This window comes from Roseovarius sp., from assembly GCF_048262375.1.
GTDB lineage: Bacteria > Pseudomonadota > Alphaproteobacteria > Rhodobacterales > Rhodobacteraceae > Roseovarius.
Genome location: NZ_JBLXFE010000044.1, coordinates 1 through 10,814, shown reverse-complemented (window position 1 = coordinate 10,814; position 10,814 = coordinate 1). Strand labels below are relative to the sequence as shown.

Here is a 10,814-nt window from a genome sequence, read left to right as displayed (position 1 = left end):
ACTACAACGGCACCCCGGACATGCTGCAAACCCGGGTTCTGCGCCGCCAAATCGACACGCACTTGATGGAAGAGGCGCGGGCGCTGCCCCGGGCCATCTGGCTGCCGCTGGGCCCCAAAGCCGAAAGCGCCGTGTCTCACCTGGTGCGCAACGGCCTCCTCGAAGGGAACCGGGTTCTCTCCAGCTTGCCGCATCCAAGCGGAGCCAATGCCGAACGCGTGGCGGTCTTCCTCGGCAAGAAACGCCCGGAAAACGCGTCGAACCGGACCAATCCAGCGCCTCTGCTTGCAGCCCGCGAACGCCTGACCTCACAGATCACCCACTTGGACAAAGGAAAAGCAGCGTGAGCAAGACCGGAGAAATTCCTTACACTTGGGCAGAGATCGAAGCCCAGGTCAGGGAGGCCATTCGCTGCCAGGCCAGCATCCTGGAGGTGTACGGACCTTCCCTCAAGGACGGCAACATCGTGATGGATTTTCTGGGACTGCCTCGCGAACTCTATGATGACTGCGAGTTTTCCCTCGAAAGCCCTCCCGAATTCGAGCTGCAAAGGCACGCGCTCTATAATCTGGCAAAACATGCCTACCGCTATGCATATCAGCTCGATGGCTGGTGGGATTGCACCGTGGAGGTTTGGCACGAGGTCGATGGAGTGTTGCAGGGCTACCCCGAAGCAGATGCGAATTGTGAACCATCGCCCTTCTCCAACCTGCACGATTTCCCGCTGAGACGAATGTTCGAAACCTTCTTTGCCCGATACAGCCTCTTCGGTGGAGAAGTGCTTGTATCCATGGATCTCAGCATCCGGGAACTTTCTCTCCTCGCGAACATGACCGTGCCGGCGGTTCGAACGTCGCTCAGCAAGGAGGGCTTCAAACTTGAACGTGTTCACGAGAAGATCGCTGGCCGACCTGATGACAAGGCGTTCCGGCTGAAGGCCGGAGATTCGCTGCTCTGGCTGTCAAGAAGGCGCGGCTTCATCCCACAGAGATCCCTCCCTGAGGGGATAGCGGTGCAGGAGAAAATTCTTCAACTCCTGTCCAACGAAACAATGCCGTTCCACATGCGTTTGGGGCAGGCTGTCACTCTTGTGAAACAGGATACTGCAGCGTTTGCTGCAGTATCAGGAATCGACGCCAACTGGTTTTCTGCGTTGCTTGCCGGGAAGGCCGTATCTCCGGAGATCGAATCCCTGCGCGCTCTGGCTCATGCGCTTGATGTGCCAGCACCCGCATTTGTCGGAGCTGGAGTGCGCCACCTCTTGTCAATAGAAGCGGCAGGATGACCTGCCCAACCTTGGGAGGAGCAGCCCCATAAACGCGGACTCTCAGGAGAGCAGGTCAGCTGGATACTTGATGACGTGTCACGCCAAAACAAAAGGGTCGTCCGGAAGAACGCCGAACACAGCAAGAGAAAACTCCTCCACGTCGTCCAGATCGACAAAGGTAATGGAAGACCCATCGCTCCAAGTCGCAACCAGCGTGTCGGGAGGGAAGAGATCCGGAAACACGACGCTACCGCCCGAGGGGGCGATCGAAACCGGGTCTGAATTCTCGAAACCGCGCAGTACCAGCTGATCTTCCTCGGCGTTGAACCCGGTGATTTCGTCGTGGCCGTCACCACTACGGAAGATGATCGCGTCGGCCCCCGTGGACAGCCCAAGGTCGATCACGTCGTCACCCTCGAGTCCTGCGACCACAGACCCCTCCCCAAGAAGCAGTTTCGGGGTTATTGTGTCAGAGCCGCGTGTTCCGACAAACGCGTCCGAAGGAAAGCCCACGTCAAAGAACTCGGCGCCGTTGGCTCCGTCGGCGCGAACAGATATTTGCGCAAAGACCTGTTCGTCGGCATCGACAAACTCGCCCGGTGCCGAGAAGCCGGCGTCCAACAAGAGCTCCGCGGCGTTGAGGTATAGTGCGGTCTCGTGACCACCCGTCCCTTGCGAGGATAGAATGATCTGGTCGCCTCGTTGTTCGGTTCCCACGCTCGAATACCGGATGGGGTCGTTGTCGAAGCGCAGATTCACGATACGGTCGTCCGGCTCAAACCGGTCCAAATCTTCATTTCTCCGGTTATCCTCGATGCCGGAGGGAGCAAACGCGTAGGCGCTGTAGGACACATCATGCATACCATCGGCGAAGTCGCTCATGGCATATTGTGCCATGCCGCCGCCCATGCTGTGACCGATGAAGACAACGTTCGTTATCTCGGCCAACGTGGTGTCTGTTCTTGAGCTGGTGACCATGTCCTCCACGGCGTTCGTCAGATCCTTGAAGAGACTGTAGTGGGAGTCGAGATTCAGCCAGTCCTCAACATCTGGAGATTTCACGTATTCAGGCACGGCGCGTTCGGTCACCTTGTCGATGATCTTGTCTTGTCCTTTGCCGTTTCCATTGGAGTTCTTGACCCCGTTGAGCGCAGCTAATGAAGCCAATGTTCCCTGGCGCTGCAGTGGATCCAGCGGCAGCTCCTCAAGAGCGTCTTTGGTAGGTCTGTAGATCGCCTTCAAGACGTTTGCGAATGTTTCGGTATTGTCGTTCGTTCCCCGGAAAACAATGAAAAGCGTGTCGTCTGCCTGAGCCACGAGGGCGGCAGCATTCTCGCGCACGTAGAAGCCGTTTTCGTCAGTAATCTGCGTATCGCCCACGCTGAAGTTCTCGACCAGCTTGAGAGTCGTTGTGCCGCTTTCGAAGAGGTCGCTGTAGAGGGCGTTCTCGGCATCGCGTGCGTCCGTCCCGAGGTAGTCGATGACATCCGGGGCGACCGCGGCATCGCGGTCGATCTCCAAGGGGGCGTAAGACGCCGCGGCGAGTTGCATCGCCGTTAGGACGTTGATGTCGAAAGGGATTGGATCAGTGGGTCCGTCCACAACGGTCAAATCGAAGTCCATCGAACCGACGACACCGGAGGAGTTGTTGTAGCTCCAGATAACTGGGCCAAAGCTCTTCGTTCCATAAAACAGGAGTTGGTCGCCCTCGAACGCCATGTCTGCCGGCGTGAAGGGAATTTCGACATCCGAAATGACAGTGAAGGACTGCCCGTCCTCGGAAGAGGCAAGAAATTGTTGGCCCGTATCGTTGTTTATCCAGAGCGAGAAAAACAAATCCGGTAGATCGGGATGCACCGCTGCCGTCAAAAGGCGGTTGCCCGTCGCAAAATCAACCTCCGTGTCGTTATCGCCAAAAACTTGACCATCAGGTGACGTGATCAAGATCAGAGGATTCGCTGCACCGGAATTGAGATCCTGATAGTAGGCCAAATAGCTGTCGCCGAAATGAACCATTTCGATAAGGCGGGCTCCTTCTCGGCTGCCAGCCTCGATGCGTATGGGATCGTTGGCGAAGGTCCAGTTGAGGCCATCCGTGGAGGTTGCGTACCCGAAAGCCACAACGTTGCTGGAGGAGGTAAAGAGGTTCGTGTTGTTCCCCCAATACCACATCTCGAACAGGCCATCGGTGTACTCTACGCTGACGGCAGCCAGTCGAAAATCGGCCCAGTAAGGCGATTCAGCGTTCGAAACGATGGGCTGGTCTGAGACCTTCTCCCAGGTCTCACCGTCGTCATAAGACAGGGCCAAGCCAAGATCGTAACTGTTCCCAAAAGGCAGCCCTGAGTAATAGAGGTAGTCGACACCATCTACGTCAACATACGTCACATCGCGGATCTGGGATGCATCGAAACCGGATCCGTCGTAGGGAACCGCAATGGTGTATGTTTCAACGGTGTAGTTTGATGTGATGGTAAAATCGCTCATGAAAAAAAGCTTTCGGAGACACAGGAGTGATTTGCAGGTTAGGATCCGCATAACGCTGCGTCAATTTTCTTCTGTTCCAGAGGGGCGTTGAACGTGGGACGGCATTTTCCCGCCATTGGAGTGCGCCCCAGATTCGACGAAAACTGATGTCCACAGGAGGTCTGGGTCGATTTTCATTATGTTGCTCCACTTGGATTTCATGTTCCTCAACCTCGCACTTCTCGACCCGCCACTGATACGACCGCGAGCCGCCAGCGTATGACAGCAACCCGCCACTGCGTTGCCTCGGACCCTCTAAATTTCAAATTTTCTCAGGGCGTGGGTGCATTATCGCGCTTCCCAATTCTTAAAATCTCGGCTGATATGCGACTTCAATTCCAGGGACATTGGATTTCACGTCTTCTGGATTCTCATTAAAAACAAGGCCGAAGAGGGCCCGTTCACATGGGCTGCAATGCATGGAACCACCCCCTAAACTGCAACTGCGGATGGGGCGGCGACACCGGTGGTGGATACGGGCGATCTGGAAGCGTTTCCGCCCCAGCGAAGCGTCGCATCGTCGATGGGCGTGACTGGTCCGAGAAAAGCAGGGTTGTCTACGAAACGTTCACGATCCCCAACGCGGCCTGCCCAGTCTGCGGCGCCTCTGTATTCTTCTACCAGTCGCCTCACGGCGGTCGTGTGTTCTTCGACCATCTCGGACCACCTTGGCCGAAGCATCAATGCACGGACCGGAGCCGGGCTTCCCCCTCGCCACGCCGGACCGGCACCCACTTCACCTCGGGATCGGTCCTTGACACTCTTGTCTTCGCCCCCTCCTCGCCTTTCCAGGCGCAAAGAGGGTTCTCCTGCGTTGCTCCGCATGCCTGGCGTCCGCTGGTGGCAGAGAAAGGAAAAGTGATGGAAGACGTTGGAGATCATGTCCGCTTCCCGGTCGACAGCCGCGAACGTGTGCCAGGCGGGCGCTTCTACCTCCCGCGCGACTGGCCTTTCGATGGGCCGACATACTGGCGCTGGCACCCCACCTCCATCGGCAAGATCGAGTTGACGACGATCCGGTTCGGCGAGGACCTGATACCGGCAGAAGTCACCATCGCCGTTCCCGGCTGGCTCCGGACAGATAATGAACTTCAAACCTGGACGGAAACGGCCGACGCTGCACCGACAGCGGACCAGATGAACGCCGTAGGCTGGGCCTTTTCGTTCGCTTGGCGCTTCTGGACCGAGAACACCCGCTGGATGCAGTCGTTCGCAAATGTCGACATGACGCTTGCGCGGCAGTGCTTCGAACGTGCTGCAAAGCCAGGCTTTTGGGCCGCCCTGAACAACCTCGGTGTCATCTGGCGCGACGGCTTGGGTGTCGTCCCAGACCCCCAAAAAGCTTTCTATTGTTTCAAGCAAGCTGCCGAGAGCGGCCACGCGGCCCCGATGCGTCACTTGGCGCGATGCTATAGAGAGGGATATGGCTGCCGGGCCGATCACAACATGGCTGTGCATCTCGACATCATGGCCAGCGATATCGAGGCGGCAGCCCGGCAGGAAAAGCAGTCGGATGAAGCGTGATCCGAACTTGACCGGAGTATTTTATGAACCTGGAAATGTCGCGGTTTGATGCTGCTCCTTTGATGGCATTTACGCCACCAAAGATGATGAACTAAGGAACTGAAATGGAATGATGAATTCCGAGCCGCTGCTTTTCGTCCACTGACCTGCTCGTCTCTCTTCCCACTTATCCACGAGACAAAGCAGACAATGTTGCAATGCTTTGATGAAATGTAGGTTTTCGAAAGTTCTGCCACATTTTGCGCTGTTTCCGGGGTTCTTCTTCGCTGAACGCGTTCCGAGCCAAGATTGCCCGGTTGGCGATACGAGTGGAGGGCCCTCAATTCGATCCCGGACACCATGAACCGCATACCTGGAGAGATTGGCCCAAGATTTTGGCAGGCAGACCGAAACTAAGACGCCTGCGAGCGCCCATCGGCAGATAGAGTTAGGAAATCCGACGGAACACTGCCAAAAGTGAAGAAAATCGGCGCGCGGTGATAGTTTTCGAAACGGGTGATCTTGCATGTCTCGTGAGGAAAATCTAAGCAAAGCCCCCAATGGTGGGGTTTTTCGAGGCGCGGCGATGAATTTCTACGGACGCAAGCTTCCCGGCCCGGGCCGGATCGCAGGATATGGCTGGCTGGTCAGCGAGCTCGGCCTGCGCGTGCCCATGCCGCGCCGTCTGTCTCTTGTCTCGGATCACCACGAACGTCGATCCGAGCCGGAATGGGAGATATTCCGATCGCAGCAATGGCCGGGTGAGGCTGTGTTCGATCACCTGATGTTTGCCATCAAGAACGAAGGCATCGATCTGCGGGTCATGCATGAGGTCACGAGGATCGCGGACCCTTCCGAAATCTCCCGGGCCTTGACGGGAGCGACCGGCCTCTTTGCGCGTCGGCTTTGGTTCTTCTGGGAATGGCTGACAGGCGAGAAACTGGACCTGCCCGATCTGGGGAAGGTAAAGTATGAACCCGCCCTCGATCCGAAAATATATTTCGCCATCCCCTCCGGAGATCGATCGCCGCGCCACAAGATCATCGACAACCTGCCTGGCACCTCGGTCTTTTGTCCGCTCGTGCAGAGATCCGCGAGGCTCGACCAGCTGATCGCGCGGCAATTGCCGGCTCGGGCAAGGGAGGTCACCGAGAAGGCGCCGCAACATATCGTGTCGCGCGCCGCGGCCTTCCTGCTGCTGGACGATTCCAAAGCCTCCTTCGCGATCGAACAGGAGAAACCCGGCCCCCAGCGTGCCGCCCGCTGGGCGCGTGCGATCGGCGAGGCGGGAAGTCACCAGCTATCGCAAGGCGAGCTTGAGCGCTTGCAACAGGTAGTCTTGCAAGATACGCGATTCGTGAAGATGGGTGTGCGCAAGGAGGGCGGATTTATCGGCGGCCACACCCGCGACGGGAAGACCCCGGAACCGGTGCATATCAGCGCCCGGCATGAGGATCTGGCAGACCTTCTGGAGGGAATTGCGCTCTATGAAGCGCGGGCTCTCGAGGGCGGCGTTGATCCGATGGTGGTCGCGGCCGCGCTGTCGTTCGGTTTTGTCTATATCCACCCCTTCGAGGACGGGAACGGTCGCCTCCATCGGTATCTGCTGCACCATGTTTTGGCCCGTGGCGGGTTCAATCCTGCGGGCCTGATCTTCCCGATCAGCGTTGTGGTTTACCGGCGCATCGAGGAATACAGCGATGTTCTAAAGTCCGTGTCGGGGCCAATGATGGAGTTCATCGACTGGAAGCCGACAGCCCAAGGGAATGTGGAGGTCCTGTCGGACACAGCGGTGCTTTACCGTTTTTTTGACAGCACCATGCATGCCGAGTTCGTCGCCGATTGCGTCAGGGAAACGGTCGAGCAGGATCTCCCCAGGGAAATCGACCACATCGAGCGCTGTGACCGGTTCAAATCCAGCGTCGACGAGGTCTTGGACATGCCGGCACGCATGGTGGATCTGCTGCGAGGATTTCTGGAACAAGGCAATGGCAAGCTATCCAGGCGCGCCTTGCGCAAGGAATTCTCGGCACTGACCGAAGAGGAAGTCGCCCTGATCGAGGAGGCCTACGCGGCAGCTTGGTCTTCCGATTGAATTCCTCCAGACCACACCCAGATGATCGAAATCTGCACGGCCGGACAACGAACTCGGAATGTTCCCCAAGATCATATGCTTTTTCTGGTGGATAAGCAGGTTTCTCTTACATATTTCAGAAATCGTCATCAAAGGGCAACGCAGCACATTCCTCAGGCGTCATTCTCCGAGGCCGCGGATCGGTTAGCTCTGGTGGCTCGAAGCCGGCGCCAGAGAGCGCCAACTCGATGCGAGAAACCATCCGGTTTTTCTGTTGCACCGTCAGTCCGTGTCGACGTGCTGCACTCACAGAATAGACGTCGCCGCCGGACGGCTCCACGCGATAGCCCAAAGCCTTCAGCGCGCGCGTCGCTTGTAGACGAAGTGTTCGACGGACTTCCGGAACATCATTGTAGACAACTACATGAGATATGAGGCGCTCGTCGGGAACGTAGTTCCGGTCAACCTCCAACGGCCCGACCATCCCCTGCGACTCGAGCCACACGGCAACATCCCTAAGGTCGAGAGGAAGCTCCTTTGAACTCGGCATGTGGGTTCACTTGCCTTTTCCGGAGTCTTCCTCCTCAATAGGCTTACGCCAGTTTCCTGGCACTGGATAACCTTGTATGATCAGTGTGTTCGTCTCCATGTTGTCAGACATATCATCTATCTCCTCAAAAAGCCACGTCAGAGGATCGGCATAGCTCTGCTCGGGGCGGCCCGAGATCTGTCGAGCGGCACAATTCCGCGACAGGTCCACCTACAACTGAAACAGACTCAAGGCATTCACCACCTCGTTCTTTGTCGCCTCGGTGCGCTCTCGCGCCCGTTCCGTGCCCTCTTTGATCACCTCAAGGACATATCCCCGGTCCTCGGTAAACTGCGCCCTCCGCTCGCGAATTGGTGCAATGAGGTCCTGGAGGATACCTTCCAGACGCGTTTTGATCTTGCTATCGCCAAGCCCGCCCTGCTGATAGTGCGCCTTGATTTCGGCAAGCTCGTCCTGATCCGGATCGAAGGCGTCAAGGTAGGCAAAGACGACGTTTCCTTCAATGAGGCCCGGGTCTTCGACACGCAGGTGGTTGGGATCGGTGAACATCGCCCGGACGGCATATCGGATCTCCGCTGGTGACGCGGAGAGCGGTATGGCGTTGCCACCGGATTTCGACATCTTGGCCTTGCCGTCGACACCGGGCAACCGGCCCGCTTTGGGGATGATCGCCCGCGCCTCAGGCAGCACGGGGCTGCCTGCGGTTGCATTGATGCGCCGCACGATCTCGTTCGTTTGCTCGATGAGCGGGGCCTGATCTTCGCCGACCGGCACGACCGTCGCCTTGAAAGCGGTGATGTCCGCCGCCTGTGCCGCCGGATAACAGAGAAAGCCGGCAGGAATATCGCGCCCGAACCCACGCGCGCGGATTTCGTCCTTGATCGTCGGATTCCGTTCAAGCCGCGCCACAGTGACGAAGTTGAGGTAGAGCATCGACAGCTCGGCCAGTGCCGGAAGATGCGATTGCAGACAGATCGTGGTGCGTGCGGGATCAATGCCCACGGCCAGATAATCCAGCGCGACCTCGATCACGTTGCGCCGCACTTTCTCGGGGTCATGGGCGTTGTCGGTCAGCGCCTGTGTATCCGCCAGCAGAAGGAATTGTTCGTGGGTATCTTGGTATCGGAGCCGGTTGGCAAGCGAGCCGGCATAGTGCCCGATGTGCAGCGGCCCCGTCGTGCGGTCGCCGGTCAGAATTGTTGGTCTGTTCATTTGCGTCTTCTCTTGAAAGAAGAGGCCCCGCAGCGGGAAGCATGGAAAACAAAAGGCCGCCCGTGCGGCGGCCTCGGAATACGTTTGGTCATCCGGCCACCCTGTCAGGAGGCCAGCCACCACGTGATTGCGATGATCGAAGTGTTTTCCATGTGAAGCTGCGTATTCTCGGCGAGGTCACTCGTCAATCAGATGGTAGAAAAAGGCCAAGGTTTGTGTTCGAGATGCTTTGTCATGCAGAAATTACACCACGTCCTCGGACACTAACCTGGGAAAAGGGCTTCAGTTGTCGCGCGATAGCAAATTCCTGTCTCTCATCTTGAGGCACAAGCCCGAGGAAATCGGGTTGACGCTCGATAGGGCGGGCTGGGTGGACATCGACAAACTACTACGTGCGCTCAAGCGTTCGGGTCGACGCTTGTCGCGAGAAGATCTCGAAATGATCGTAGCCGAGAACGACAAGAGGCGATTTACGATCTCCGAGGACGGTTGCCGCATTCGAGCCGCGCAGGGCCATTCGGTCGAAGTCGATCTCGGGCTTCCGGCTTCGCCGCCACCAGAGATCCTGTATCACGGGACTGCACGGGACAATCTCGACGAGATCTACCGTACTGGCATCCTACCTCGCCGCCGGAGGCAGGTTCATCTCAGCCCCGACGTCGAGACAGCGCTCGCGGTCGGCCAACGTCATGGCAAGCCGGTCGTCTTGCAAGTTGCAGCAGGCTTGATGGCTTCGGAGGGGCACAACTTCTATCTTGCGGACAACGGTGTCTGGCTCACTGACAAGGTTCCACCGAAATTCATTGGATTCGCCGCCAACCCAGTTGATGGCTGAAGAGAGTGCGGAATTCCGGATAGTCTCGAACGTTTGGCTGTGGGCAACACGCCAGCTCCGCGCTGAGCAGACACTGCCGTCGGGAACAGGAAAATCGCCGCACGCGCTCACCCTGCACGGATCCCGAGGGCTCTACTCGTAGCACAAAGGCCCGCACTCACCTGAAAGCTATCCAGAAGACTTTGGCGGCCAATCCTTATGCCGGTCACCCAAGCGATGCGCGGGAGAACGTGCGCGAGCGGTCGATCCCTCGGACACCGTTTACTCTCATTTGCCGCGTGGCACCGACCCAAATCGAGATCTTGCGCCTCTGGGATACCAGGCAAGGCACTGGTTATTGATGCAGTTAAAGCGGCGCAAAATCGAACGCCGCTTTCAACATTTTCCGTTAGGGGCTGGCTCCACCCGGGGGCGGCGTTTTGGATGCCGATAGGGGGTCAAGATTGCCTGCCGATTGACAGTCGATCTCCCGCAGCATGTGATTGGCCGGGACGTGCTGCTCCAGATCGAACTCGTAGAACAGCTGCGCCGGAGTTTCCTGCCTGCCCATCATCTCGAAATCCTCCCATCCCCTCATAGTTGAGTGAATCGAAAGACTTGCCGCAGCGCAACACAGACTTTTTCAACGGCATGGGCGGAAGGACTAAGCCGCTCCGCGGCATTGGCGTTCTTGGCTGATGGCGTGAACCGCCCGTAACGATGCGCATTTTGCGATCTTTCTGACCTGCCTGACGATTGGGGCCTTCTCAATCGATAGACAGGAGGCTTCCATGACAGAGGAGAGAGTAACACCGCTGCGCCAGCGGATGATCGAGGATATGAACATCCGGGGGCTGGCCGAGAAGAC

The 10,814-nt window shown here is 57.7% G+C and carries 9 protein-coding genes; 6 read left to right on the top strand and 3 right to left on the bottom strand.

Annotation, left to right across the window (positions count from 1 at the left end):
• Together ACN0SW_RS19650 and ACN0SW_RS19645 are read left to right on the top strand one after the other, a co-directional pair.
• On the top strand, positions 1-347 hold a 347-nt coding region (locus tag ACN0SW_RS19650), incomplete at its 5' end, for a hypothetical protein (protein WP_417729605.1).
• Complete coding sequence (locus ACN0SW_RS19645; protein WP_417729604.1) at positions 344-1,285, top strand: hypothetical protein; 942 nt, start codon at positions 344-346, stop codon at positions 1,283-1,285. The genes ACN0SW_RS19650 and ACN0SW_RS19645, both read left to right, overlap by 4 nt.
• 78 nt (positions 1,286-1,363) lie before the next feature.
• On the opposite strand, the gene ACN0SW_RS19640 is transcribed toward ACN0SW_RS19645, so the two are convergent.
• Complete coding sequence (locus ACN0SW_RS19640) at positions 1,364-3,754, bottom strand: hypothetical protein (RefSeq protein WP_417729603.1); 2,391 nt, start codon at positions 3,752-3,754, stop codon at positions 1,364-1,366.
• A gap of 879 nt (positions 3,755-4,633) precedes the next feature.
• Here ACN0SW_RS19640 and ACN0SW_RS19635 point away from each other — a divergent pair.
• Together ACN0SW_RS19635 and ACN0SW_RS19630 are read left to right on the top strand one after the other, a co-directional pair.
• On the top strand, positions 4,634-5,317 hold the full coding sequence (locus ACN0SW_RS19635) for a tetratricopeptide repeat protein (RefSeq protein WP_417729602.1): 684 nt from the start codon (positions 4,634-4,636) through the stop codon (positions 5,315-5,317).
• 505 nt (positions 5,318-5,822) lie between these two features.
• Entirely contained in the window at positions 5,823-7,391 is a 1,569-nt protein-coding gene (locus ACN0SW_RS19630; protein WP_417729601.1) for a Fic family protein, read from the top strand.
• 115 nt (positions 7,392-7,506) lie between these two features.
• Here ACN0SW_RS19630 and ACN0SW_RS19625 read toward each other — a convergent pair whose 3' ends face one another.
• Positions 7,507-7,920 (bottom strand): hypothetical protein, encoded by a 414-nt coding sequence (locus ACN0SW_RS19625; protein WP_417729600.1) that lies wholly within the window; start codon positions 7,918-7,920, stop codon positions 7,507-7,509.
• Between the two features lie 210 nt (positions 7,921-8,130).
• Positions 8,131-9,132, bottom strand: coding sequence for a tryptophan--tRNA ligase (trpS, locus tag ACN0SW_RS19620; protein ID WP_417729599.1), 1,002 nt, complete (start codon positions 9,130-9,132; stop codon positions 8,131-8,133).
• A gap of 286 nt (positions 9,133-9,418) precedes the next feature.
• Here trpS and ACN0SW_RS19615 point away from each other — a divergent pair, with 286 nt between their 5' ends.
• Complete coding sequence (locus ACN0SW_RS19615; protein WP_417729598.1) at positions 9,419-9,967, top strand: RNA 2'-phosphotransferase; 549 nt, start codon at positions 9,419-9,421, stop codon at positions 9,965-9,967.
• A gap of 62 nt (positions 9,968-10,029) precedes the next feature.
• Positions 10,030-10,308, top strand: a complete 279-nt coding sequence (locus ACN0SW_RS19610; protein WP_417729606.1) for a type II toxin-antitoxin system RelE/ParE family toxin — start codon at positions 10,030-10,032, stop codon at positions 10,306-10,308.
• Positions 10,309-10,814: the final 506 nt, after the last annotated feature.